17 protein-coding genes are annotated in these 25,145 nt (G+C 62.4%); 9 read left to right on the top strand and 8 right to left on the bottom strand.

The genetic code is table 11. The features are described 5' to 3' along the window. Window positions 1-341 precede the first annotated feature (341 nt). Window positions 342-2,129 (top strand): hypothetical protein, encoded by a 1,788-nt coding sequence (locus AArc1_RS12680; RefSeq protein WP_117364717.1) that lies wholly within the window; start codon window positions 342-344, stop codon window positions 2,127-2,129. Between the two features lie 546 nt (window positions 2,130-2,675). On the opposite strand, the gene AArc1_RS12675 is transcribed toward AArc1_RS12680, so the two are convergent. Further along, on the bottom strand, window positions 2,676-3,275 hold the full coding sequence (locus AArc1_RS12675) for a DUF7344 domain-containing protein (protein WP_117364716.1): 600 nt from the start codon (window positions 3,273-3,275) through the stop codon (window positions 2,676-2,678). 749 nt (window positions 3,276-4,024) lie between these two features. Here AArc1_RS12675 and AArc1_RS12670 point away from each other — a divergent pair. Continuing rightward, window positions 4,025-4,978: a transcription initiation factor IIB gene (locus AArc1_RS12670; protein WP_117364715.1), complete on the top strand. Its 954-nt coding sequence runs from the start codon at window positions 4,025-4,027 to the stop codon at window positions 4,976-4,978. Here the strand turns inward: AArc1_RS12670 and AArc1_RS19095 are convergent. Together AArc1_RS19095 and AArc1_RS12665 are read right to left on the bottom strand one after the other, a co-directional pair. Further along, entirely contained in the window at window positions 4,971-5,147 is a 177-nt protein-coding gene (locus tag AArc1_RS19095) for a hypothetical protein (RefSeq protein ID WP_186336600.1), read from the bottom strand. The genes AArc1_RS12670 and AArc1_RS19095 overlap by 8 nt on opposite strands. Window positions 5,148-5,284: 137 nt before the next feature. Then, window positions 5,285-7,015, bottom strand: coding sequence for a methyl-accepting chemotaxis protein (locus tag AArc1_RS12665; protein ID WP_117364714.1), 1,731 nt, complete (start codon window positions 7,013-7,015; stop codon window positions 5,285-5,287). 288 nt (window positions 7,016-7,303) lie between these two features. Here AArc1_RS12665 and AArc1_RS12660 point away from each other — a divergent pair, with 288 nt between their 5' ends. Both AArc1_RS12660 and AArc1_RS12655 read left to right on the top strand, forming a co-directional pair. Then, window positions 7,304-9,205, top strand: coding sequence for a DEAD/DEAH box helicase (locus AArc1_RS12660; protein ID WP_117364713.1), 1,902 nt, complete (start codon window positions 7,304-7,306; stop codon window positions 9,203-9,205). 243 nt (window positions 9,206-9,448) lie between these two features. Beyond that, window positions 9,449-11,188 (top strand): helicase HerA domain-containing protein, encoded by a 1,740-nt coding sequence (locus tag AArc1_RS12655; protein WP_117364712.1) that lies wholly within the window; start codon window positions 9,449-9,451, stop codon window positions 11,186-11,188. 39 nt (window positions 11,189-11,227) lie between these two features. On the opposite strand, the gene AArc1_RS12650 is transcribed toward AArc1_RS12655, so the two are convergent. Further along, the gene (locus tag AArc1_RS12650) at window positions 11,228-12,346 is read right to left on the bottom strand and encodes a DegT/DnrJ/EryC1/StrS family aminotransferase (protein WP_117364711.1); all 1,119 of its coding nucleotides are present in this window, start codon (window positions 12,344-12,346) and stop codon (window positions 11,228-11,230) included. 225 nt (window positions 12,347-12,571) lie between these two features. Between AArc1_RS12650 and AArc1_RS12645 the strand changes: the two genes are divergently transcribed. Next, complete coding sequence (locus AArc1_RS12645) at window positions 12,572-14,203, top strand: alkaline phosphatase family protein (protein WP_117364710.1); 1,632 nt, start codon at window positions 12,572-12,574, stop codon at window positions 14,201-14,203. Then, the gene (locus AArc1_RS12640; RefSeq protein ID WP_117364709.1) at window positions 14,200-15,210 is read left to right on the top strand and encodes a lipid II:glycine glycyltransferase FemX; all 1,011 of its coding nucleotides are present in this window, start codon (window positions 14,200-14,202) and stop codon (window positions 15,208-15,210) included. Before AArc1_RS12645 ends, AArc1_RS12640 begins: the two co-directional genes overlap by 4 nt. Here AArc1_RS12640 and AArc1_RS12635 read toward each other — a convergent pair. Next, window positions 15,207-15,461, bottom strand: coding sequence for a MarR family transcriptional regulator (locus tag AArc1_RS12635; RefSeq protein ID WP_117365888.1), 255 nt, complete (start codon window positions 15,459-15,461; stop codon window positions 15,207-15,209). The two genes, AArc1_RS12640 and AArc1_RS12635, sit on opposite strands and share 4 nt — an antisense overlap. A 253-nt stretch (window positions 15,462-15,714) precedes the next feature. Here AArc1_RS12635 and glmM point away from each other — a divergent pair, with 253 nt between their 5' ends. Next, window positions 15,715-17,052, top strand: coding sequence for a phosphoglucosamine mutase (glmM, locus tag AArc1_RS12630; RefSeq protein WP_117364708.1), 1,338 nt, complete (start codon window positions 15,715-15,717; stop codon window positions 17,050-17,052). Window positions 17,053-17,129: 77 nt separating this feature from the next. Here glmM and AArc1_RS12625 read toward each other — a convergent pair whose 3' ends face one another. Further along, window positions 17,130-17,339: a DUF7563 family protein gene (locus AArc1_RS12625; RefSeq protein WP_117364707.1), complete on the bottom strand. Its 210-nt coding sequence runs from the start codon at window positions 17,337-17,339 to the stop codon at window positions 17,130-17,132. 432 nt (window positions 17,340-17,771) lie between these two features. Here AArc1_RS12625 and glmU point away from each other — a divergent pair, with 432 nt between their 5' ends. Next, window positions 17,772-18,956 carry a bifunctional sugar-1-phosphate nucleotidylyltransferase/acetyltransferase gene (gene glmU / locus AArc1_RS12620; RefSeq protein ID WP_117364706.1) on the top strand — a complete coding sequence of 395 codons (1,185 nt, stop codon included), beginning with the start codon at window positions 17,772-17,774 and terminating at the stop codon, window positions 18,954-18,956. 496 nt (window positions 18,957-19,452) lie between these two features. On the opposite strand, the gene glmS is transcribed toward glmU, so the two are convergent. After that, window positions 19,453-21,267: a glutamine--fructose-6-phosphate transaminase (isomerizing) gene (gene glmS / locus AArc1_RS12615; RefSeq protein WP_117364705.1), complete on the bottom strand. Its 1,815-nt coding sequence runs from the start codon at window positions 21,265-21,267 to the stop codon at window positions 19,453-19,455. Window positions 21,268-22,045: 778 nt separating this feature from the next. Between glmS and AArc1_RS12610 the strand changes: the two genes are divergently transcribed. After that, entirely contained in the window at window positions 22,046-24,106 is a 2,061-nt protein-coding gene (locus tag AArc1_RS12610) for a cation:proton antiporter (protein WP_117364704.1), read from the top strand. 36 nt (window positions 24,107-24,142) lie between these two features. Here AArc1_RS12610 and AArc1_RS12605 read toward each other — a convergent pair whose 3' ends face one another. After that, window positions 24,143-24,844, bottom strand: coding sequence for a helix-turn-helix domain-containing protein (locus AArc1_RS12605; RefSeq protein WP_117364703.1), 702 nt, complete (start codon window positions 24,842-24,844; stop codon window positions 24,143-24,145). Window positions 24,845-25,145 lie beyond the last annotated feature (301 nt).

Here is a 25,145-nt window from a genome sequence, read left to right as displayed (position 1 = left end):
GACTTGCATTCGTTGCCCACAAGTGCGTCATTGGAGGCTGTCTCTGCCGGTCGTTCACGAAACCTGATCCGCTCACTCGAGTCGTCCGCGCCGATGAGCCGGTAATACCGTATTACCTCTGTCCACGGTTGGTGTGCTGGTGTTTGCTGCTTCGATGAGTCTACGGGGGCATGGAAAAACTGGATGTCACACCACCTGCCTCATTCGACCTGAAATACAATAATTCGTGAATGAAAATGCATGTTATACTGAAATAACGTACAGGCAATTAGTAAGATCTGTAAATTTTAAGTATAAAAGAAGGGAAAGTTTATACTGGTAGTATTGTATTACTCGATTGCATGGCACGCGAACCCTCGGTACTGGACGAACAGCGGTCCGCCGATACAGACGGCACAGCGCCCGTTGACGGCGGTAATAAGATGTTACTCGATCGACGGACGGTCGTCAAGCTCGCTGGCGTGACGACAGCCGGTGCGGCTCTGGCAGGGGCCACGACGGCGACGAACGACTACGAAGAGATCACCGCCAGCGGCCAGACGATCCGAATTGAACAGGGCGAGACCTACGAAAACAAGCTGTTCGACCTCACGAACGGTAACAGTGTTCTCTTGCTCGTCGAGGGTGGAAATTCGACGATCAGAAATATCGGTTTCAAAGGGCTCCACCGCGGCGACGCGTTCATGATCTCGATCACCGCTCCGAGCGGTGACGTCCTGATCGAGAACGTCTACCTCGGTGACGGGTCGACCAAAGAAGGCGAGAGCTTCGTCCACGGCCCCGGAGCGGTCTTCATGCATCGGAACGCAAACTGTGACGTCACATTCCGCTACTGCAACGTTCAGGGTTGGCCGAACAACGGGTTCTACTGTTCGAACACGGCCGACGGCGGCTCAGCTCGCTTCGAGAACTGTTATGGGAAGAACAACGGCGTCTCGACGTTCCGCGTCGCTGGTGGCAACGACAGGATCGAACACTGCGTCGCGTACAACGACAACACCGACTACGGTCCCGGCTGGGGTGGATACGTCGAAGACTCCGGTCGACCGCTGTGGGTCTGGCCCGGCGGCACCGTCAGCATCGAAGACTCTCACTTCGCGGCTGGCTCGTACCCCTACGCAGCAGTGATGCGAGGCAGTGGCTCCGCGCAGATGTCCGGTGGAGCCATCGACGGCAACGTCCAGGGCAACGGCCTCCAGCGCTCGAGCGTCTCGAGCTCGGCCGATTTGTCGATCCCCGAGGGTGTTCCAACGTCCCCCGAGGAGGCGGCATCCGGCGGCTCGGATTCCGGATCGGACGGCGACGAAACGCCCGAAGACGACGAAGACGACAGCGATCTCGAGCACCTCCTCCTGTTCGACGGCGACGACGCGGACGTCACCCGATACGAGTTCGAAGTCTCTGGCGAACTCGAGCCGTCGACACACAACGGGGCGACGATCGACGACGAGACCCGGATCGACGGCGGGATCGCCCACGGTGTCGTCGCCGACTGGAAAGACGCGTTTCGCTTCAGCGGTGACCTCGAACAGCTCACAGTCGACGGTCCGGCGACGGTCTCTCTCGACGGCGAAGAGATCGATCCCGGCGAGTACGGCGAAGACCTCCCCCACATCCTCGAGGTCGAGGGGCGGGGCGCGCCGACGAACTTCGAGATCACCGTCGACGGGACGATCGAACTCGACTCCGAGGAGGATCCGGAAGACGAGGCGACGACCATCTCGGGGTCGACCGTTCAGAGTTCGGTGACTGACTCGAGCCAGGTGTTTCGGTTTTCTGGCGCTGTCACCGACGTGACGTTCGCCGAGGGTGAAGCGGCGGTGTTCGTCGACGACGAAGAGATCGACCCGAGCGACTACGGCGAGTACGAACTGCTCCCACACGCGCTCGTCATCGACGGGTCGGATGCAGACGGACCGAGCGCGTACTCGTTTGCGGTCAGTGGCACGGTCGTCAAATCCGAGTACCGCGACGCGACGATCGACGAGGGTGACGTCATCGAGGACCGGCAGGTTCGTGGCGCCCTCGAAAACGGGCTCGACGCCTACTGGTTCGACGGTGACATCGAGGACTTCACTATCGTCGGTGACGCCAACGTCGACGTCCAGTACAACGCCCGCGATCAGTAGGGCAGCAATTCGATCGAACCGACTTGAGGGAGGTGTGTCGACGAGGAGGGATTGCTGCGCTATGGCTCGAGCCGATTCGAGAACGAAGTGACACGCGATAGAGGCGGCCAGCACTCGAAAGTGGCCCCCGTTCGGGAACAGTAAGCTGGCACGCGAACTGCTCCGGTACTGGGTGACGGTTGTCGGGAGCCACTCGAGCGTACGGCTGGTGTGAATAAAAGTCCTTCCCGACTCGGTTACGTCGAGGTATTTTCGAACCGGTAGACGAAAAATTCTGACTGGAAGATCCGAAAAGAGGACGGGAGTGACGAGCCTTCGGCGACGGCCTCATCCGTCCATCGGTCGAGAGAGACCTGAAACGGTTCGATCACCCGCGGGTTCTTCGAGTCCGCTCGAGTGATATGAGTGCTCCTCGAGCGGTGGCGGGTAGGAGATCACGGTACCAGGAGGGACACGATCGACGGTAAACTCGTCGTGATTGTCGAGAAGGCTCACCCAGCGGTGTTCGTGTATCGTGACGATCGAGCAGAGAATGTCGTTGTCCGGTCAATCGATCCGGGACAGTTTTCCGTCGACGGATTGTTCTCGTCGACGGTTCGTAACGACGTGTACGATCGAGAGCAAGAGGAACGCGAAAACGACCGCGCTGGTAACTCCGAGCGTGGGGGCAACCGTAAGCGGCGGCACCTCGAGGACTGCAGCGCCGACGAACGCGGCACCGACCACGCTGAGTCCGGCGTACCACCGATCCCAGCGATCCTGTTTGTGATTGTCCGTATCGAGGTACATCATCAACAGGTCGGCGTTGTCCGCAAGCGAGATCAGCCCCCGATCCTGGTCGTATTCGACGATTCCTGCATCGTCCATCTTGGGGAGATGGGTCTGGTACAACGCGACGTAGACGCGCTTTCGTTGGTCGGAACTCAGCGCGTTGACGTCCGTATCGTTTTCCCACGCCGCGATCTGTTCGGCGAGTTCACCGAGCGTGACCGTCTCTTCGGCCTCGAGCAAGTACGCGAGGACTTCGCGGCGGCGGCGGTTCTTCAGGAGTTCGAAAATTACGTCTTTCGAGAGTCCATCGTCAGCTTCGGAGTCGGAGACTGACGAGGCGATTTCGTCGGGAAGTGAGGTATCGATCGACGACATTAGTACGGTCCTCCGGACAGCGGTTGGTCGGCCCGTACTGGTTCGTCCGTCTGTCGGCCGTCGGAGCCACCACCAGCACGAGCGGTCGACCCAGCCCGCAGATCGTTCGAACGGCGATTCGCAGTCACTATTGACACACCAAGTTGTACACCAACAGAGACTCTCTTAAACGCGGCCACGTTTTGCACCGGCTGCAAAGTCGATACGCCACGGCTTCCCCCGCAAGCTCCCCGCTGCGCTCGTCGGTGTCTGTACCGACGCTCGAGTCGGGACAGCCGATCCAACTCGTACCGCCCGGTTTCGGGGCTGTATTCTTGGCGTACGCGAGGGACGAGCTCGGGCACCGATGCTCCACCAGCGTCCGGAGTGTACGTCGGCAACACGGCAGTGGTACGGAACGTTCGACTCTATCGACATAAAAACGAGCGACGGTTTGGCAACGAAACGTCCGTTTACGTGATGAAGTATCGATTTCCATCGGGAGATGGACGGAACGATGGGGGCAATTCATGTGGGGCGTTCACGTTAAGCACAGTACGTCGAACTGATGTGATCGATTGCTTCGACTCGGTAAGACCGATGTGACACGGTCTCCGTAACGATCCTCGGCCGCCTCGAGCAGCGTGATCTCTGTAGCCGGCCGACCTTCGCAGTTTCTCTTTCGAACCGCTTGCCGGCGGTAAGTCAGTGTTTCCCACGGAAACCATGTGAGCCCCTTACAGTGCCTGCACGGTTCCCTCCGACTACTGATGACACAGTCAATCATCGATCACGCGACGACAGAGTCCCGGGAGCGGGACGTCGAGCTGTGTCCCGACTGTGAAACTGATACGATCGTACACGACCCGGATCGCGGCGAGCGCGTCTGTGATGAGTGTGGGCTGGTTCTCACCGAAGATCCCATCGACTACGGTCCGGAATGGCGAGCGTTCAACGCCCAGGAGCACGACCAACTCTCGCGCGTGGGCGCACCACTCACGCAATCGATGCACGACAGGGGACTGACGACGACGATCGACTGGCGAAACCGGGATGCAAACGGCCATTCGATGTCGGCGGACAAACACGGCCAGCTTCACCGTCTTCGCGTCTGGCAGGAGCGAATCCGAACCAAAAACGCTGGCGAACGAAATCTCAAGTACGCACTCTCCGAGATCGACCGGATGGTCAGCGCCCTCGGCGTTCCAAAACCGGTCAAAGAGACTGCGAGCGTCATCTACCGACGCGCCCTGGAGCAGGATCTCATCCGCGGTCGCTCGATCGAAGGCGTCGCGACGAGCGCCCTCTATACAGCCTGCCGAAAAGAGGACATCCCACGCAGTCTCGAGGAGGTAACCTCCGTTTCTCGCGTCGACCAGCGCGAGATCGGCCGTACCTATCGCTACATCGCGGACGAACTCGACATCAACCTCGAGCCGACGAACCCCCGCCAGTTCGTCCCGCGGTTCTGCTCGGAACTCGACGTCGACAAGGACGTCGAGACGACCGCCATCGAGATCATCGACCGGACGACAGAACAGGGACTTCACTCAGGGAAGTCCCCGACCGGATTTGCTGCTGCTGCAATCTATGCCGCCGGCTTGCTCTGTGAGGAGACGATTCCACAACGGGCCGTCGCCGAAACTGCCCAGACGACCGTCGTCACTGTCAGAAACCGCTATCGAGAACAGCTCGAGGCGATCGACCGGACGCCCGCTACATGATCGACCGCTCGTCTTCGCCGTAAGCGTCCTCGCTGACCAGTGCATGCAGGTTCGCATACGGCACGAACGCGATGAACTGGTCGTCGTCGTCGTACAGTTCGAGTCCTTTTTCGGCGTGCTCGTACCGATCAGCGCGGATCTGGCCTTCCGGAAGGATCGCTCGGAACATAGCTACTGACTACGGTCTCGGAACGCAAATAGGTTTGACTCCGAATCGAGCTCTCGGACTCCAGGGGAAACCGGGTCGGACGAAAAATGGGTCGGAACCGACTCAGATGAAAAACGGGTCGTCGCTGAGTTCTATCGTTAGTTCGCGACGGTGAACTGATCTAGCTGTCCGTTTAGCTCGGTTGCCGTACTCGAGAGCGAACGTGCTGCGTTCGAGATCTCGGAGATCGTGGCGGTCTGTTCTTCGGCGGCTGCGGCGACGCTGCTGGTATCCCTGAGGGTCTGTTCGCTCTGCTCGGTCGCCTCGTCGACCATCGTCACGACCTGCTGGCTCGTCCGGGCCTGTTCGTCGGTCGCGTCGTTGATCGACTGGACGCCGTCGTTGGCCTCCTGGACGTGATCGGCGATCTCCTCTAAGACGCCGAGGCTTTCCTCGATCGTTTCCGCGCCGTCGACGACGTCCCGTTGCATCTGCCCGATCTCGTCGACGGCTTCCTGGGCGGACGACTGGACGTCGCTGACCATCTCGTCGACTTCCTGGGTCGCCTCACCGGTCTCTTCGGACAGCGACTTGATCTCGTTGGCAACGACGGCAAACCGGCTCCCCTGGGAACCCGCTCGAGCGGCTTCGATCGAGGCGTTCACTGCAAGCAAGTTTGTCTCCTCTGCGATTTCGTCGATCACTTCGACGACCTCACTGACCTCGGCCAGTTCCTCGTCGAGTTCTTCGATCCGATCGACGATCGTCGTCGAGCGACGTTCGATTCGCTCGAGTTCTTCGATCGCGTCGCTTGCGGTTTCACCCCCCGAACGGGCGCGGCCGGCCGCATGGTCGGAGAGGTCTGCAACGCCATCGGCCGTCGAGGCGATCTCCTCGATCGTCGCCGAGAGATCACTCATTTCGCCGAGGACCTCCTCGAACCGGTCGTTTTGTTGGTCCGTCGCGATGGAGATTCCCTCTGCGGACTGGCTTACCTCTGCACTCGCTTTCTCCATCTCGGCGACGCTCGTCGAGACCTCTTCGCCGACCTCGTCGACCTCGTCGGCGAGCGACTGGACCGTCTGGAGGGCGGCTTCGACGTCGTCGAGCATCGCGTTCAACCCGTCTCCGATCTCGCGCATCGCCTCGTGATCGCTCTCGATAGACACTCTGGTCGTGAAATCGCCCTCGGCACATTTTGCGAGTACCGCTCGACAGCGATCCGCGTCGGCCTCGAGCGCTTCGTTTCGTCGTTCGACTTCCTTTCGCTGGCGCTCGATGCGTTCGCGACTCTCCTCGAGTTCGGTAATCCTGTTCTCGAGGCTCGCCTGCATCTGGGTGAGTGACTCGCCGAACTCACCCGGGACGTGTTCGTCCAGGACGGCGGCCTCGAACTCCTCTTTTGCCAGGGCATCCGCCTGATCGCCGACCGTCGTCAGGTACTCGTACATCGTGACGAACGATCGCTGGAGGTCGCCGGTCTCGTCGATCTGATCGGTGCCAGACGGTGGGGTGTCGAGCTGGCCGTTCGCGATCGAATCGGCGATCACCCGGAGCTCTTCCAGTGGCTCGATGATGTCTCGTCTGGCGATCAGCGTCGTGTTGACGAACGCGATCACCGCGAGTATGAACACGACGCCCGTGAGGAGGATTTGTGCCGTCGGGAAGACGGCGAACGCCTCTGACGGGCCGAGAAAGACGAGCGGAAGTGCAAAGACAGCAAGTGTCGCGAGAAACTGCAACAGAACCGCCGCAGCCATCTTGCGCTCTACACTCTTCGTGATCCCGAGCGTGTCCATCATTCCCCAGAGGACTGACTCATACCACTCTCGCAACCCATCGGAGGGCTCGCCAGCCGACTCGAGTCGGTCACTAGAAAGGGTCGACATACCCCGATACATGTTGACGGGTGTACTTAAATCCGCGGTGAAATGCCAGAACCGTGAGAGCCGATGTTGAACAGAAATCAGCATAGGTGTGCAGTAGAGGGCTTGAAAACGCGATCTACAGCGGGTCCTGGCGGAAGTGGGCTTCACCTATCAGATGCACATAACTGTTGTGGCCGTTCGAGTACCACCGTGAACGCAAGTTGCCCGACGTCAACGATTCAGCAGTTGCAGCGGGACGACGGCTGACGAGCGAAATCGGTTTACACGCACCACCGCTACGGGCGCGCAGTGACCGACGAATCAGGGTCGAACCCAACGACGGGTCGGACGACCGACACGGACGGCAACGAGCAGACAACCGATCAGGACGCAGTGTCGTCGGCAGATACGTTCTCTATCGCCGAGTTCCACGAGGCGAGCCAACACGACGGTCGTCCTGTACTCACCGCGGCAGCCGTCGCCCGTGCACTCGAGATCCCCCACGAGGAAGCGACCGAGCGGCTCGAGGTCCTCGCCGAGCGTGGCGATCTCGAGCGACTGTCGGTGTCGACAGACCCGGTCGTCTGGTATCCGACCGAGCTCGAGGACTTGACCGACCGCGAGCGGGTGCTCGTCTTCCCGAAACGGCGCGAGATCGTCGTCGATCAACCGGAGCAGTTCACGCGCGCACAACTCGCCCAGTTCGCCCATCTGGCCGACGGCAACGGCGAGGGCGGCTACCGATACGTCGTCCGGCCGGAGGACGTCTGGCAGGCACCTCACGACTCCTTTGAGGGACTCGAGCGAACGATGCGTCAGGCGCTCGGGCAGCGCTCTGACTCCCTCGAGACGTGGGTCGAAAGCCAGTGGGACCGCGCCCACCAGTTCCGACTCGTCACTCACGAGGATGGCTACACCGTTCTCGAGGCGAAGCGTCCGGAGGTGATGGGCAACGTCGCCCGCCAGAAACTCGACGAAGAACACGTTCACGCGCCCATCTCCGAGACCGAAGACTGGGTTCGAGAGGGTGCTGAGGCGGCCATCAAACGTATTCTCTACGAGGCGGGCTATCCAGTACAGGACCAGCGAAACCTCGAGTCCGGCGAGGACCTCGAGATCGACCTGCAGGTTCGGCTCCGGGACTACCAGCGAACGTGGGTCGACCGCTTCGCCGAGGCCGGTGAAGGCGTCTTCGTCGGGCCACCGGGAAGCGGCAAGACCGTCGCCGCGATGGGGGCGATGGTCCACGTCGGCGGCGACACCCTGGTGCTCGTCCCGAGTCGTGATCTCGCACGTCAGTGGGCCGACGCCGTCGTCGAGTACACCTCGCTCGAAGCTCACCAGGTCGGCCAGTACCACGGCGGCCGCAAGGAGGTCCGGCCGGTGACGATCGCGACCTACCAGATTGCAGGGATGGATCGTCACCGCTCGCTGTTCGACGACCGCGAGTGGGGACTCGTCGTTTTCGACGAGTGCCAGCACGTCCCCAGCGACGTCTACCGACGGAGTACCCACCTCCAGTCCCGCCACCGGCTCGGCCTCTCGGCGAGCCCGATCAGAGAGGACGACCGCCAGACCGAAATCTTCACCCTCGTCGGCCCGCCGATCGGCACCGACTGGCAGGCGCTGTTCGATGCGGGCTTCGTCGCCGAACCCGAACTCGAGATCCGGTACGTTCCGTGGGGCGACGACGAACAACGCAACGCCTACGTCTCGGCGGAGGGCCGCGAGCGATACCGGATCGCCGCCGAAAACCGCGGGAAGATCGACGACGTCCGATATCTGCTGTCGGCCCATCCTGACGCAAAGGCGCTCGTCTTCGTCGACTTCCTCGAGCAGGGCCGAGAGCTGTCGGCCGCCCTTGAGGTGCCGTTTCTCTCCGGGGAGACACCGCATCACGAACGACGCCGACTGCTCGAGGAGTTCCGCCGGGACGAACGCGACCTGCTGATTATCTCGCGCGTGGGTGACGAGGGAATCGACCTGCCGACGGCCGATCTGGCGATCGTCGCCTCGGGACTCGGCGGCTCGCGCCGGCAGGGAACCCAGCGGGCGGGACGGACCATGCGGCCCGCTGGTGGGGCGCTGGTCTACGTGCTCGCGACGCGGGGCACCCGCGAAGAGGATTTCGCCCGCAGGCAGCTCCAGCACCTCGGTCGCAAGGGGCTGACCGTGCGGGAACAAACGGTCGGCCACGACGGCGAGGAGTGACCGACGCGGTGGCGTCCCAGAAACCACGTGTCCTCGCGTGACGCTCGTCGTGACGTGAACCGCCACTCTCCCTCTCTGGGCGGAACTGGTTCGTCTACTGGGGGCTGATCGGCGGTGAGTCGGTCGCCGTCGCGTTCGACCTCGAGGGCTGAGAGCCGTCGGCCGAGGCCAATATTCAAGGTGTCTGTCTTGGAACTGTACTGATAGCATGAACGAGCCGTTCGCAGGCGGGGTGGGGATGCGGTGAGCGAGCACCAACAGCGTGAGATCCTCGTTGGCGAGACGGATGACGGGTCTGACCTGCACCTGCCCGTCGTCGAACTCCTGACTGGACGGGGGTTCGTCACCGGAAAATCCGGTAGCGGGAAGTCGAACACTGCGTCCGTGATCGCCGAGGAGTTACTCGAGGCGGGCTTTCCACTGTTGATCGTCGACACCGACGGCGAGTACTACGGCCTCAAAGAGGAGTACGAGATGCTTCATGCGGGGGCCGACGAGGAGTGTGACATTCAGATCGGGCCGGAACACGCAGAACAGATGGCGACGCTGGCACTCGAGGAGAACGTCCCGATCATCCTCGACGTCTCGGGGTACTTAGACGAGGCGGTCGCCGACGAACTGCTCCGGGAGACCGCCAGACAGCTGTTCGTCAAGGAAAAGAAGCTCAAAAAGCCCTTTTTGCTCGTCGTCGAGGAGGTCCACGAGTACATTCCCGAAGGTGGCGGCATGGGAGAGACGGGCAAACTGCTGATCAAGATCGGGAAACGCGGGCGCAAACACGGCCTCGGCATTCTGGGGATCAGCCAGCGACCGGCCGACGTCAAGAAGGACTTCATCACGCAGGCGAACTGGCTCGTCTGGCACCGGCTGACCTGGGATAACGACACCAAGGTGGTCGGCCGGATCATCGACACCGAATACTCCGAACTCGTCTCCGAGTTGAACGACGGCCAGGCGTTCGTCCAGACCGACTGGAACGACGTCGACGTCAGAAAGATCCAGTTCCGGCGCAAACGAACCTTCGACGCCGGTGCGACGCCCGGACTCGACGACTTCGAACGCCCCGAGCTGAAGTCCGTCTCCGACGCGCTCGTGGGCGACCTCCAGCAGATTTCCGAACGAAAGGACCGCGAGGAAAATCGGATCGTCGAACTCGAGAACGAACTCGAGAAGAAAGACACACGGATCGAGACCTTAGAGAGCGAACTCGAGAACGCCCGCGACATCTCGAGTGCGGCCAAACAGATGGCCGACGCGCTGTCGAACCCCGAGACGATCCAGACCCAACTGCCCGAAGCCGACGGCGAGGAACTGCGGCGGCTCCACCAGGAAATCGTCGAACTCGAACGAGAGTGTGAGGTCTTAGAGGACGACCTCGAGGAACGCGAGGCAGCACTCGAGGCGGCCGAAGCGGACGCCGAGCGGTTCGAGGCGCTTCTCGAATCGCGAACCGAGACGATCGATCGGCTCCGGATGGAAAACGAGCGACTGCGTCGGCGCGTGAGCGAACTCGAGCGCGACCTCGACGGCGAGTCGGCTGGGCTGGCTGACGAAGCCGAACTGGAGGACGCCGACACGGCGAGCGACCACCCAGAGCCGATCGTCCACGCGGACGGTGATGCGGTCGAGTTCGGCTACGCCTCCGAAGAGGAGACGGGGCTGGCAGAGATCGTCGTCGCGAACGAACGCCGCGAGTTCGTCGACCTTCTCGAGACGATCGGGATCACAGACCGGGTCGAGGCGGCGAGCGACCGCTCGCAGTGTTCGCTCGAGACGGCCGCCCGCGTCGTCGCGGAACTCGCTCGGGACGGCCCACTCGAAACCGCGACGATCGCCCCGCGCGTCGACCGCTCACCGGTCGCAGTCCAGGGGTTGCTCTCGGAGCTGCGGACGGAGTCCGTCCTCGACAGGGAAGCGGGCCGCCGATACGCCCTCGCGGCGGACGTCCGAGCGAAGCTGACGCTCGTGGGGGCGGACGGCTGACGGATCACCGCTATGAGCTCACCACGCGCATGGGCGCGATCACTGCCGAAGCTGTCTCCCCACGTCGAGGATCGTCGACGGAGCGATGTGCTGGTGGACCGGAAGCGTGACGATCTCTCGAGCGAGTCTCGTCGCGGTCTCGTAGGTCGGCTTCTCTCGAACCCGCGGTGAGAGGCGTGGCCATCTCTTCGCACCGCCAACGCCACAGCGGTCGAGTTCCGCACGGAACTGCTCGTGACCGGCCGCTCTGACCGGTGCCACTTGTGGACAGATCCCCTCGGGAAGCGACTCGAAGACGAACTCGACGTCGTCTCGGGACTCGAGGGCTCGCCGCCAGGCCAGGTAGTTCTGTCGGCGGGCCTGCCTGATGGCCCGTGGGTCTGACTCCTCGACGACGTACGCCGAGAGTTTCGACATGGGTCGTTTCCCTTTTTCGTACCGTTCTCGAGGGCCGCCAACGGAGCGTCCGTCGTTGCGGCTGGCCAGTATGGCGTCGATCGACCGACGAATCGTTCCGTTTCGATCGAATACGTCACGGAACGCCGACTTCAGGAGGTATCGACAGTCGGAACCGTCGAATCCATCCCGAACGCCAGCCGACGAGGAGGGATCGTACGCTTCGGCGGCCTGTTCGTCGTTCAGATAGAGTATCGCCCCGTCCGGAACGGGGAACAGCTTCCACAGGCTCGTAACCCCGAGATGCCCGCGCGTGCCGAGTACCGTTTCGCCGTCTACGCTGAGCGGTGCGTGTGCGTTATCGTCGACGTGATAACACCCGTAGTCAGCGACGATCGATCGTAACTCGTCCAGTCCCGGGTGCGGGAACCCGAAGTAGTTCACCGACATAACGGCGATCACGTCGTCGTCGAGCCGTCGTTCCAGATCGACGAAATCAGGTGCAAGTGACGGCTCGAGGGCGTAATACTCCGTCTCGAGTTCGAGGTCGTACAGCGGTTCGACGACGGCGTCAGGGAGGTACGCCGGGACGAGAACGGTCTCACCTGGTTCGATGAGTCCGGCGAGTCCATCATACAACGCCGCTTTTCCGGACCCATAGAAGACGAACTCCTGAGCGTGTCGATTCAAGAACGAGTCGACGCTGTGTCCCTGGTTCGTCGACGGTGACGGCACGAATAGCGATGGCGTTTCCTTAATCATCCAGCACCCACCCAGCCCCAGACACTGGGAGCAACCCACACATTGCACTTCCTATTCGGTGAATCATCCTCTTAGTGATGCGATGGGTACGATCGCACCCGTCACGGCAGGCTGGCCCTACAGTCGACGACGGCGGACTGCCCGGCCCGACACAGGTCGACGAAGAGTCGGCTTACAGTGACAAAGCGTTTGCATAACAAAGCCTGACGGGGAGAAGCGTAGTCCATGGTAGATTCGTCCGACGAAGACGGCATGCGGTTGCTCGTCGTCGGGCTCGATGCCGGGTGTCGGCCCGTACTCGAGCCACTGTTCGAGTCGGGGACGATTCCGACGCTACGCGAACTGTTCGACACAGGCGCGAGCGGGCCACTCCAGTCCCAGATTCCGCCCTGGACGGCGAGTGCCTGGCCGTCGCTGTTCACCGGGAAGAATCCGGGAAAACACGGCGTCTATGACTTTCTCTCGTTCGAGGGCTACGACTGGGACGTGGTGAACGCCACCCACGTCAGGGCGCGTTCGGTCTGGGAACTGCTCTCCGAACACGGCTACTCGAGCGTCGTCGTCAACGTCCCCGTCACGCACCCACCCAGCGAGTTCGACGGGGCGTTGATTCCGGGGATGACCGCTCCCGAAGACCCCGACTGTCACCCGACGGGGATCCTCGAGGATGTGAAACTCGCCTGTGGCGGCTATCGGGTCTATCCCCAGAGCGGTCCGGAACCGGATCGGTCGATCGAGGGATACGAACGAACCATCGAATACCGTGGTAAGGCGTTTCGATACCTCTCCAGGCGGATCGAGCCGGATTTCGGCTTTCTACAGTTCCAACAGACCGACAGCGTGTTCCACGAACGGCCGGGAGACAAGGAGGCGATCGAAGCCGTCTACCGTGCAGTCGACCAGCAGGTCGAGGAAACCATCGAGGAACTCGAGCCCGAGAACGTCCTGGTCGTCAGCGACCACGGGATCGGGACGGTCTCTGGCCCCGAGTTCCGGATCAACGAGTACCTCCGGGAACGCGGCGACGTCGCCGCCCGCAGCGGTGGCGAAGGGATGCCTAACTGGACGGCGTCCTGGGAGAACGACTTACTCGAGGGCGAGGACGCCGGTGGACACGAGACGGGCCCGATCGAACACGCCATGAACGCCGCGGCGAAAGTCGGGCTCACGACCCAGCGTGTCGCTGGCGCGCTCGATCGCGTCGGCCTGAAAGAGCCGATCGGCAGACGGGTGCCGAACGGGATGATCCGGGCCGCCAGCGAGCAGGTCGACTTCCCACAGTCGCGGGTCTACATGCGGTCGAAGAGCGAACTGGGTCTGCGAATCAACCTCGAGAGTCGGGAGCCAAACGGCGTCGTCCCCGAATCGGCGTACGAGGCCCTCCGAGAGTCGGTGATCGAGGACCTCTCCGGCCTTCGAACACCCGACGGCGAGCCGATCTTCGACGCTGTCGAACCCCGAGAGACGTACTTCGAGGGGCCATACCTCGAGGACGCACCCGACATCGTGACGGTGCCGGCCGACTTCGACACCGCGATTACCGCGGATATCGGCCAGGGAACGTTCGGCGAGCCGATGGAGTCCTGGAACCACAAGCGAACCGGCGTCGTCGCGGCTTCAGGTCCGGCGTTCGACGAGGACGTCTCGCTCGCGGGAGCGAGCCCGACGATCTTCGACGTCGCGCCGACGATCTGTTCGCTGTTTGGCGTCCCGATCGACGCGGAGATGGACGGCCAGCCGCTCCCGATCGTCGAAGAGACCGCAAAAGCGGAGTATCCAGCCTACGAGTCGAACGCCATCGCAGCGACGGAACACAGCGCGGTCGAAGATCGTCTCTCCGACCTGGGATATCTATGACCGTCGAACTCAGGGTTCTCAACCCACGAACCGAAGCCGACGAGTGGAACCGCTACGTCGAACGTTCCGGCGGGACCAACCCGTTCTTTCGGGCTGAAGCCCTCCGTCTTCAAGCCGCCGACACTGGCACGAGACCGCACCTGCTGGTTGGGTTCAAAGGCCAGGAGGCCGTCGGGATCTTTCCGATCTTCGAGTACACGAGGGGACCGTTCACCGGCGCGTTCTCACCGGCTCCCCGCTCGTGGTCGCCCTATCTCGGTCCAGCCGTGTTGAACGTCGAGAAACTGAAACAGCGCAAGGCCGACCGCCGGATCAAACGCTTTCTCGAGGGCTGTCTCGAGTGGGTCGACGAGGAACTCTCGCCGATCTACTCGAAGTTCATCGCCGCAGAGTTCGACGACGTCCGCCCGTTCGTCTGGAACGATTACGAGGTGAAACCGGGCTATACGTACGTCGTCGACCTCGAGGGAGACGAAGAAGAGCTGTTGAACCGCTTTAGCGGGGACGCCCGGAACAACATCCGGAACGCGGACGAAGACGCCTACGTCGTCGAGGAAGGTGACATCACCGACGTCGAACGCATCGTCGAACAGGTCGACAGACGATACGAGAATCAGGACCGCTCGTTCCACCTGAGTACCGAATTCGCCCAGAAGGCCTACCATCGGCTCCCCGACGGATCGCTCAGGCCCTACGTCTGTCGCATCGACGGCGAGTTCGTCGGCGGCATCCTCGTCGTCGAATCGGCCCGGACCCGGTACCGGTGGCAAGGCGGCGTCAAGCCCGATACGGATCTCGAGTTACCGGTCAACGACCTGCTCGACTGGTACGTCATGCGCGATGGTCTCCGGAACGAGATCGCTCGCTACGACATGGTCGGTGCCGGCGTCCCGAGTATCAATCGGTACAAGGCGAAGTTCAATCCGCGGCTCGAGACCCATTACGAGATCACCGACGGCTCGCTCGGGCTCGACCTCGTGGTCGATCAGTACCGAAAGCTGCGCTAGTCGCGGATCCAGTAGTTCGATTGTCGGGCATCGTCGAGACAGACGCGGCTGGCGATCAGGTCGCTGTCCTCGAGTTTGCCGAGCGCGTACCGGACGGTTCGCGCACAGAGTCGTGACTCGGTTGCGATCTCTTCTTGGGTCAGCTCGCCTTCGTATTCGAGGACTTTGTAGACGAGTTTCGCACTGGGAGAGAGGTCGGTGATCGTCGTCTGCTCACCCTCGACGTCGGAATCGTGTTCGGTTGCGCTCATGTGGGCTGCGTGTACCGCACCGATTCGGAGACGACCCATATATACGACCGAGATGGTTCAGAAATATAGGGGCGAACTACCGATCCAGGATATCGCCGCGTGGCGGCCGGTTCGCTCCCGCTCCGACGCGTTCGACCGTCGACAGTAGGCACGCACACTGAACAGTTCGATACTGATTCGACTACTCGACGGCGATCCGGAAAACGGGGTTAATACCCACATAGTAAGGACCCCTGGACCATCATCGAGGCGTATGTTTGGAACCAGCGGCATTCGCGGTCCCGTCGGGGAGACGGTAACGACGGAGCTGGCGCTGTCGGTCGGTCGGGCGGTCGGCTCTGCAGGCTACGACACGGTCGTCCTCGGCCGGGACGTCAGAGAGAGCGGGCTGATGCTCGCCGACGCAGTCGCCGCGGGCCTGCGTGAGTGTGGGACGGACGTGATCGACGTCGGCCTCGAGGCGACGCCGACGGTCGCGAGGGCGGTCGGTCGCTACGACGCCGACGCAGGAATCGTGATCACGGCCTCGCACAACCCGGCGACGGACAACGGGATCAAGCTCTGGACACCGTCCGGGAAGGCGTTCGGTCCCGACCGTCGCGACGCAATCGAACGCCGCATCCGTGAAGAGGACTACGACCCGTCCCGATGGGACGAACTGGGACGGCGACGCCGTCGCGAGTCGGCCCGCACCCAACACGCCGCCCAACTACGTGAGGCCGTCGACCTCGAGGAAGCGCCGAGCGTCGTCGTCGACCTGGGCAACGGCGCGGGTGGGGTGACACCGACGGTGCTCGCCGACCTCGGCTGTCACGTCCGAACGCTGAACGGCCAGCCCGACGGTGCGTTCCCCGGTCGTCCGAGCGAACCCACGAGAGAGTCGCTCGAGGCGCTGTCGACGTTCGTCGGCGAGACCGACGCCGACCTCGGCATCGCTCACGACGGCGACGCCGATCGAATGATGGCGGTCGACGAGACCGGAACGTTCGTGCCGAAAGACGCGCTGTTGGCGATCTTCGCCAGCAGAGCTGCGGGGGCGGGCGATCGCATCGCCGCTCCGGTCGACACAAGTCTCGCCGTCGACGACGCGCTCGCGGCCGTCGGTGCTAGCGTGACTCGGACGAGAGTCGGTGACGTCTACGTTGCCGAACGGACCACCGAAGCGGACGTCGTCTTCGGCGGCGAGCCAAGCGGTGCGTGGATCTGGCCAGAGGAAACACGGTGCCCGGACGGCCCGCTTGCAGCCTGCAAACTCGTCGAACTGGTCGCGAGTCAGGGCCCGCTCTCCGAACTCGTCGACGCGATCGACCGGTACCCGATCCGACGCGACTCGATCGAGGTCACGGACAAACGCGCCACCATGGCGGCGGTGACCCGACAGGTCGATCGCCGATTCGACGACGTCGAAACGCTTGACGGCGTTCGCGTCGAGACCGACACCGGCTGGTTCTTGATCCGGGCCAGCGGGACCGAACCCGTCATCCGGGTCACCGCGGAGGCTCGAGCGGAGTCGGACGCAAAACGGCTCTTCGAGACGGCCACGGGACTCGTCGTAGACGCCTCGGCTGCTCAAACACGGGAGATCGAATAGAAGCGAGGTGGCGTCCGTCCCGTCTTCCACCGTCGTCGAATACGGGCGGTTCACTCGTGGGCTCGAGGCCAGCGGGGCTATCGGGCGTCTTTGGGAATAAAGTCGGAGGTCTTCATCTCGCGATACGTCGCACAGTCTGGACAGGCGTGGACGACATCGCGGTTGTCGCCGAACACGCGAGCGAATTGTCTTGTTACCTGGGTACCACAGTTGACACACCGGGGGGCACTCGTATGCTCACGGGACGTCATCGGCGTCCACTTCGCGTCGGTCAGTTCCGTCGACATCAACAGGCGATTCCGACAGAACGGTATTTAATATAGACTCCATAACTCAGTTTTCAGCGATTAGTTTCACGTTACGTCCGTGACAATCCTGCAGACGTGACTGTCCCGGTATCGGGAGCGAGACGTACTCGAACCCGAGAAATTATACATTTCTACCTGGAAACACGTCGTTTTACCCTCTCCACTCGGGCCGTGGGTGGCTCTCACCGACCGATCCGAAGTCGATCGTAGAGCCGATCACTGCGTGGGCGTTCGCGAAACCGACCGATCCGCGGATCGGCCGGGAGCGACTCGACTGCGTGACGAGTGCCAGATCGCGGGCCGATCGCGTCGGCGGAATCGGCCGCCTGCACCGGAGAATGGATGTGAAACCGGGTGACGGCGGCCAGTAGCTGACGTATAATTATCCGCGGTATCGACGTAGCACGCCTCATGAAAGCAGTCGTTCTCGCGGCGGGAGAGGGAACCCGGATCCGACCGCTGTCTGCGTCTGTGCCGAAACCGATGTTACCGGTGGCGGACCGACCGCTCGTTGCCCATACAGTCGACGCAGCCATCGACGCCGGTGCCGACGAAGTCGTCCTCGTCGTCGGCTACGAAGCGGACACGGTCAAAGAGTACTTCGGGACGGAGTATCGCGGTCGACCCGTCGACTACGCCGTCCAGCACGAACAGGCGGGGACAGCCCACGCCGTCAGCGTCGCCCGCGAGCACCTCGAGGGGCCGTTCGCCGTCCTGAACGGCGACAACCTGTACGATCCGGCCGCGATCGAACGACTGTTCGACGCCTGTCCGGCGGTCTGTGCGGTCGAGGTCCAGAATCCGCGACAGTACGGTGTGTTACGCACCGACGCCGACGGGACGATCGATCACATCGTCGAGAAACCTGCCGATCCCCCGACGAACCTCGCGAACGCCGGTGCGTATACCTTCCCCGGCGTCGCCCGCGACTGGCTCGACGTCGCACAGAGTGAACGCGGCGAGCACGAGATTACCGACGTTCTCGCCCGCGTCATCGACGAGTTCGCCGTCACGCCGGTGACGACGGCCCGATGGATGGACGTCGGCCGACCCTGGGAGCTGCTCGAGGCCAACGAGTGGAAGCTGGGCGACCTCGAGCGTCGAATCGACGGCACGGTCAGCGACGCAGCCCACCTCGGGGGGACCGTCGTCGTCGAGGCCGGTGCGACGGTGAAGCCGGGAGCCGTCGTCGAGGGGCCGGTGTTGATCAGGTCGGGGGCGACCGTCGGGCCGAACGCCTACGTTCGAGGGGCGACGCTGCTTGGCGAGGACGCGTCGGTCGGCAACGCAGTCGAGATCAAAAACAGCGTCCTCTCACGGGGGGCGACGGTCAATCACCTCTCGTACGTCGGCGACAGCGTCCTCGGCCGCGACGTGAATTTCGGCGCGGGGACGACCGTCGCGAACCTCCGTCACGACGGGGGGGACGTCCGATTTGCGGTGAAAGGCGATCGCCTCTCGACCGACCGGCGCAAGTTCGGTGTCGTCGTCGGCGACGGCGTCAAAACCGGGATCAACTCGAGTCTGACTCCGGGACTGAAACTCACCGCCGGCGCGACGACGACACCGGGCGAGGTCGTCGACCGCGACCGGTAGTCGACCGAGTGCTCGAGGGCTGGTCGTCGACCGCCCGAAGAGTGGACTGAGACTGCCACTCAGACTGGTATATAGTAGCCACTGCACCGAGTTGCACGCTGATCGCCGATCCGGCTGGCCATCAGGTGCGCACTGTCGTGCAGTGGTTACTATAGCTCGCCAGACGGGCGAGCGGGTCCCGCTGTCGTTGTAGCCTGTCGCTATCGGATCTCGCTGTGCTCGTCGCCCGTAGCTATCAAGTGTCGTATTTATAAGCAGGGAGACGGCTAGTTTAACCGGAGGGTATCGATCGGTAGACCGTCATCAGTCGATCACCGCACTCCCTCCAGATCCGATTCCGACGCTATCGAGTGTGGGTCGAGTAGACGGACACCCCTGGACGTGGGGCTACGGGGGTGGCCTTACGTCCTGTGTGTCCCGAGACACGCACTCGAGCCAGTCGCTGCTGGTATTTCACAGCATGGTACGCCGTGGACCGGCCCTGAGAAACAGCCGGTTACTCCACGGTAACGCTTTTCGCGAGGTTTCGTGGCTTATCGATCGGCCGATCCAGGAGGTCAGCGGCGTGATAAGAAACCAGCTGTAACTGCACGTTCGAGAGCAGTCCGGCGAGGCTCGGATCCGTCTCGGGGATCTCGAGGTGAGCGTCTGCGACCTCCGTCGCGGCGTGGCCGTCGGGACAGACGGCGATCACGGGCGCACCCCGTGTCTGTGCCTCCTCGGCGTTCTTCAGGGTTTTCTCGTCTTCCTCGCCGGTGAAGACGGCAAAGACGGGTGTGTCGGGAGTGACGAGCGCGAGCGGGCCGTGTTTGAGTTCACCCGAAGCGAACCCCTCGGCGTGTTCGTACGTGATCTCTTTGAACTTCAACGCTCCCTCGAGTGCCACCGGGTAGCCGAGGCCACGGCCGATGAAAAAGTACGACTGGCTTCCGTCGTACCGCTCAGCAATCGCCTCCGCCCGAGAGTGTTCGAGGACGGACCCGATGGCGGCGGGCATCCGGGCCAGTTCGGGCAGCAGCGACGCGAGGTCGGTGGAGCCGCGTCCGCGGAGGTCCTGGCTGATACGCTGGGCCAACAGGGTGAGCATGACGGCCTGCGAGGAGAAGGTCTTGGTCGCGGCGACGCCGATTTCGGGACCGGCGCGGATGAACAGCGCGTCGTCGGCCTCTCTGGCGGCAGTCGAGCCGACGACGTTCGTGACGGTCACCGTCCGTGCGCCCCCGGCGTTCGCTTGCCGAAGCGCGCTTAGCGTATCCGCCGTCTCCCCGCTCTGGGTGACCGCGATCACGAGCGTATCCTCGGTGATCGGCGGGGCCGAGACGCTGTACTCGTTGGCCAACAGTGCGGTAGCGTGAACGCCGGCCTTTCGGAGCGCGAACGTTCCGTACAGCGCCGCGTGATATGATGTCCCACACGCGATGAGTTGAACACTGTCGACGTCGCCGAACGCACCGTAAGGAAACCCCTCGAGGGAGAGATCGCCGAACTCGGGGTCGATCCGACCCTCGATCGCCTGAGCCAGCGACGTCGGCTGTTCGTGGATCTCCTTGAGCATGAAGTGATCGTACTCGCCTTTCCCCGCCTGTTCGGGGTCCCAGTCGACAGTTTCGGGCTCGCGTAAAACTGGATTCCCCTCGAGGTCCGTACACTCGATTCCGTCTTCGTCGACGACGACGACATCGCCGTCTTCGAGGTAGATGACGCTGTCCGTGTACTCGAGAAACGCGGGAACGTCGCTCGCGAGGAAGAACTCGTCGTCCTCGATGCCGACGACCAGCGGTGATCCCTTCCGGGCCGCATAGAGGACGTGTTCGTCAGAGAGTATCGCCGTGACGGCGTAGCTACCCTCGAGCTCTTCGATCGCCTTTCGGAACGCCGCCTCGCCGGCCAGCCCTTCATCGAGGTAGTACTGGATGAGATGAGGGATGACCTCGGTGTCGGTATCGCTCGTGAACTCACAGCCGTTCGCTTTGAGCCACGTTCTGAGTTCGGCGTAGTTCTCGATGATCCCGTTGTGGACGACGGCGACGTCTTTCGTCTCGTCCGTATGCGGATGCGCGTTTGCGTCCGTCGGCGGGCCGTGTGTGCTCCATCGCGTGTGGCCGATGCCGACACGTCCCTCGAGCGAGACGTCTTGAATCGAAGCTTTCAGTTCGTCGACTTCACCGGAGCGCTTCTCGACAGCGATTCCGGAGCCGTTCTGGACGGCGACGCCCGCCGAGTCGTACCCGCGGTACTCGAGGTTCTCGAGCCCGGTCAGCAGCGTTTCCAGTGCGTTACCCTCTCCGACGTGACCGATGATCCCACACATTCGTGATCACCGACCGGTTGAGCGTCGGTGGCTCTCGGTCACCCGTCCGTACAGTAGACTCGACGGTTCGGTGGAGGCGGTATCGTTCGTCGACGGGGGTGACGCTGTCCGTGGACGTCGTTCAGCGACGACCAAGTGAGATAACCGATACATGGGCATAGGTGGATGACGGACAGCCCGAATCATTACTATAGACGGGCTACTGAACCGGGTAGCGTCGTGGTAATTTTTCGCTGGGGGGTCGAAACAAACCTTCGAGGGTCGGTTCCCCGACTACCACATCGTGCCTCGAGACGGAACGATCGTACAGAACGATGCCCATTTCGGCCCAAGATCCGACTGAACGCCCACGGAATCGGGAGTATGTCAAGCGAACAGCCAGGAACGCAGGGTGTACGAACACCCGCTCGAGCCGTATCCGTGGCTGAACGCTCAGTAGGGTTAGACAACGGTTGACAGTCGAACCGCTCCTCGCTAGTGCTGGCAACTGTGGGCGAACACGAGCGACGGGCCGACAGCCTCTGTCACCGATAGAACCGCCTATTCGTCGGGTGGATTCCCTGAAATGGTTCAGTTATCCAGTTTCAAATCCGTAATCGTGTCCAAAGTTTCCATTTGCGGCGAACGGGGGCTGAAATCCGACGTTTTATTACCCGTCCGGCCATTTCCACCCGACGATAACCCTGTTCCGAACCGAACCGTCACGACCGCCGTCTCGTTTGCCGGTACTGAACGGTCAGCTGGTCCCGTTTGCGTCTCCCGATGAGCTCCCGTCTCAATGAACGCGACACCACTTCCTGCCGTCCTCGGGCTCGCACTCGAGCAGCCGGTGCTCGTCTTCACGATCGCGATGATCGTCTTTCTGGTCGCGCCGCTGCTAGCCAAGCGGTTCGGTCAACCAGGAATCGTCGGTATCGTGATCGTCGGTGCCCTCCTTGGACCGGGTGCGCTCGGCGTCGTCGAACACTCCGATGCGATCGAACTGCTCGGTGAGGTCGGTCTGATCTACTTACTGTTTACCGTCGGGCTGGAACTCGACATCCAGGGATTTAAAGAAGCACCGGAGAACGCGGCACTGTTCGGCCTGGCGAGTTTCTTCCTCCCGTTTACCGTCGGGACGTTCGCGACGCACACGGTACTCGGCCTCGAGCTTATGCCGGCGATGTTGCTGTCGGCGGTGTTCGCCTCGCACACCCTGCTCGCGTACCCGATCGTCAACCGGCTCGGGGTGACGAAGAACCGGGCCGTCACCGCCGTCTTCGGTGGCATCCTGTTCACCGATACAATTGCGCTGATCGTGCTGGCGATCGTCATGGGTGCCGTCGACGGCGACCTCTCGATCCTGCTGTTCGGTCAGGTCGGCCTCTCGCTGGTCATCCTTTTCGGCAGCGCGTGGTTCGTCCTGCCACCGGCCTCGCGGTGGTTCTTCCAGAACTTCAGCGAGGAGAGTTACTTCGAGTTCCTGTTCGTGATGGCCGCCATCTTCGCGGCGGCCAGTCTGGCTGAACTCCTCGATCTCGCGCCGATCCTGGGTGCGTTCGTCGCCGGAATCGCCCTCAATCAGCTGATCCCCACCGGGGGAACGCTCATGAACCGCATCGAGTTCGTCGGGAACGCCTTTTTCATCCCGTTTTTCCTCTTTCACGTCGGCATGCTCGTCGATCTCGGGGTCATCTTCGACGGGCCAGCCACCCTCCAGACGGCCGCCGTCATCATCACGATCATGGTCGCAGCGAAAGGTGGCGCTGCCTGGGCCGTTTCGCACGTACAGGGGTACACCCCGAACGAACGTGGGGTCATCTTCGGGCTCTCGGTTGGACAGGCGGCGGCTGCGCTGGCGATTACGCTCGTCGGCTTCGACGCCGGGTTGTTCGGGCCGGAAGTGCTCAACGCCGTCGTGTTGATGTTGCTCGTCACCGCACTCGTGAGCCCGTGGCTGACCGAACGGTACGCCACGCAACTCGCACTCGAGCGAAATGTCGAGGACGACAATGGCGGGGCGAGAGATCCCAACATCCTGTTACCGCTGTCGCACAACGCCGAACTCCAGCAGCGACTTCTCGATCTCGCGTTCGTCATCAAAGGGGGCCAAAGCGAAGCGCCGGTCAACGTGTTGACCGTCGTCCAGCCAGATCAAGGCGGATCGACCGAACAGCAGGTCGCGGACGTTCAGGTCGAACTCGAGGAGCTTGCCGCATCGGGTAGTGCCGCGGAGGTTCCAATCCACACCGAAGCCCGAGTGAACCACAACGTTGCCTCCGGGATCGTCCAGGGCTCGGTCGAAGTCCAGGCCGACCAGATCATCGTGGGGTGGGACGCGACCGAGAGCTTCCGTCACCGGATCTTCGGTAGCATCATCGATCAGGTCCTCGAGCGGACCACCCTTCCCGTGCTCATCTCACGGCTTGGCCACCCCATCAACACGACGCGTCGGCTCTTCGTCGTCGTCCCGATCGGTGCAGACCACCACGAAGGGTTTTATGAAGCCGTCCACCTCATCAAACGGATCGCGACAGGAATCGGCGCTGAACTGACCGTCCTGGTCGTCGAAGGGTCGGCCCACCAGTTCGAACAACTCTTCGACCTCGTCGAGGAGGACGTCACGGCCGAGTTCCAGTCGGTCGATCGATGGAATCAACTCCTGCCGACGCTCGAGGAGGCCGCCGAAGAAGACGATCTCGTCGCCGCAGTTTCGCCGCGTCGTGGTGACGTCGGATGGCACACCGAACTCGAGGACCTACCGTCGCGACTGGTCGAACTCCCGCCTGAGTCGTTCATTACGATCCACCCACGACAGGGCGAGCCGGAGTACGACCGACAGTACCTCCGATTCAAGTGAGCTCAGAGTGGTGACTTCGCCTGCGTTTTCCGACCGCTATCGAGCGAGCGTTGCGTCGCAGAGTTCGCCGATTGCTCGCCGGAGCCGCTGAGAGACGGCCGACTTCGAGACGCCGAGTCGCTCGGCGAGTTCGTCCTGAGAGATGCCACGAGGGACGTCGAAATACCCCTCTTCGTGGGCAACCGCGAGCAGTTCCTGTTGTTTTTCTGTAAGTGCAACGACGCCGTCGTCGCCGTCGTCGGAGACACGGAGGTGTTCGACCGCGATCGAGACGTCTCGACCGCGACAGTGCTCGTTGAACGCGACGAGTGCGTCCCGATTCGGGAACTGGAGCTGGACCAGCCACCCGTCGCGCGAACTCGTGATCTCGAGCAGTCGCCCCCCGACCTCGGCGGTTCCAGCGGCGAAGCGTTTCGCCCGGTCGGCGAGGGCGACGCGGTAGACCCGCCGGTCAGGGTACCGGTCGACCAGAACGGGGTCGACCACGGTCGGGTCGGTCTCGAGTGCCGTCTCGAAGCCGTCGAAGACGTCGGCGAAAACGGTGACGAACAGGAGGGTACGGCCCGTCTCGAGGGTCGTCCAGTACTCCGGTTCGACGCTTACGTCGGAGACACGACGCAGGGTCGGTCGGAGGACGAGATCCGGATGGTCGAGTCGCAGCTGTGCAACGACCCCACCGTCGGCCTGGGACCTGAGAACGGACCGGTCGCTCTCGAGGTCGACGACGTCGATGCTCACGTGTCACTCCGCCGTCCGGGTGGACGACAACTGTAAGAACTCCTTACCGGGTACGCGCTCATTACGTCTCAGATTCGACCGCGGCTACATGGTCGTAGGAGCTATATACGGAACCGCTCGGATCGTTGTCGTCAATACCTATTCATCCGTCTTTCCTGCTGAACGTCTGTTACTGGAATAAACACCGTATTACCGATACTCTGTTTCAGTACAATCTCCCTTCTTGATGTGTTTCTTCCACTTCGATCGGACGTGAGCGGTGTCCTCGAGAACGGATTGGTATCCCGCCGGTAGGTGAGGA

It is taken from the genome of Natrarchaeobaculum sulfurireducens, assembly GCF_003430825.1.
Classification (GTDB): domain Archaea; phylum Halobacteriota; class Halobacteria; order Halobacteriales; family Natrialbaceae; genus Natrarchaeobaculum; species Natrarchaeobaculum sulfurireducens.
The sequence above is the reverse complement of the archived record's forward strand: the minus strand, read 5'-3'. Positions and strand labels throughout refer to the sequence as shown.

Bases quoted from the DNA above. Each gene is read 5' to 3' on its own strand.
- AArc1_RS12680 (WP_117364717.1), top strand. From the start codon at position 342: ATGGCACGCGAACCCTCGGTACTGGACGAACAGCGGTCCGCCGATACA.
- AArc1_RS12675 (WP_117364716.1), bottom strand. From the start codon at position 3,275: ATGTCGTCGATCGATACCTCACTTCCCGACGAAATCGCCTCGTCAGTC.
- AArc1_RS12670 (WP_117364715.1), top strand. From the start codon at position 4,025: ATGACACAGTCAATCATCGATCACGCGACGACAGAGTCCCGGGAGCGG.
- AArc1_RS19095 (WP_186336600.1), bottom strand. From the start codon at position 5,147: ATGTTCCGAGCGATCCTTCCGGAAGGCCAGATCCGCGCTGATCGGTAC.
- AArc1_RS12665 (WP_117364714.1), bottom strand. From the start codon at position 7,015: ATGTCGACCCTTTCTAGTGACCGACTCGAGTCGGCTGGCGAGCCCTCC.
- AArc1_RS12650 (WP_117364711.1), bottom strand. From the start codon at position 12,346: ATGATTAAGGAAACGCCATCGCTATTCGTGCCGTCACCGTCGACGAAC.
- AArc1_RS12645 (WP_117364710.1), top strand. From the start codon at position 12,572: ATGGTAGATTCGTCCGACGAAGACGGCATGCGGTTGCTCGTCGTCGGG.
- AArc1_RS12640 (WP_117364709.1), top strand. From the start codon at position 14,200: ATGACCGTCGAACTCAGGGTTCTCAACCCACGAACCGAAGCCGACGAG.
- AArc1_RS12635 (WP_117365888.1), bottom strand. From the start codon at position 15,461: ATGAGCGCAACCGAACACGATTCCGACGTCGAGGGTGAGCAGACGACG.
- glmM (WP_117364708.1), top strand. From the start codon at position 15,715: ATGTTTGGAACCAGCGGCATTCGCGGTCCCGTCGGGGAGACGGTAACG.
- AArc1_RS12625 (WP_117364707.1), bottom strand. From the start codon at position 17,339: ATGTCGACGGAACTGACCGACGCGAAGTGGACGCCGATGACGTCCCGT.
- glmU (WP_117364706.1), top strand. From the start codon at position 17,772: ATGAAAGCAGTCGTTCTCGCGGCGGGAGAGGGAACCCGGATCCGACCG.
- glmS (WP_117364705.1), bottom strand. From the start codon at position 21,267: ATGTGTGGGATCATCGGTCACGTCGGAGAGGGTAACGCACTGGAAACG.
- AArc1_RS12610 (WP_117364704.1), top strand. From the start codon at position 22,046: ATGAACGCGACACCACTTCCTGCCGTCCTCGGGCTCGCACTCGAGCAG.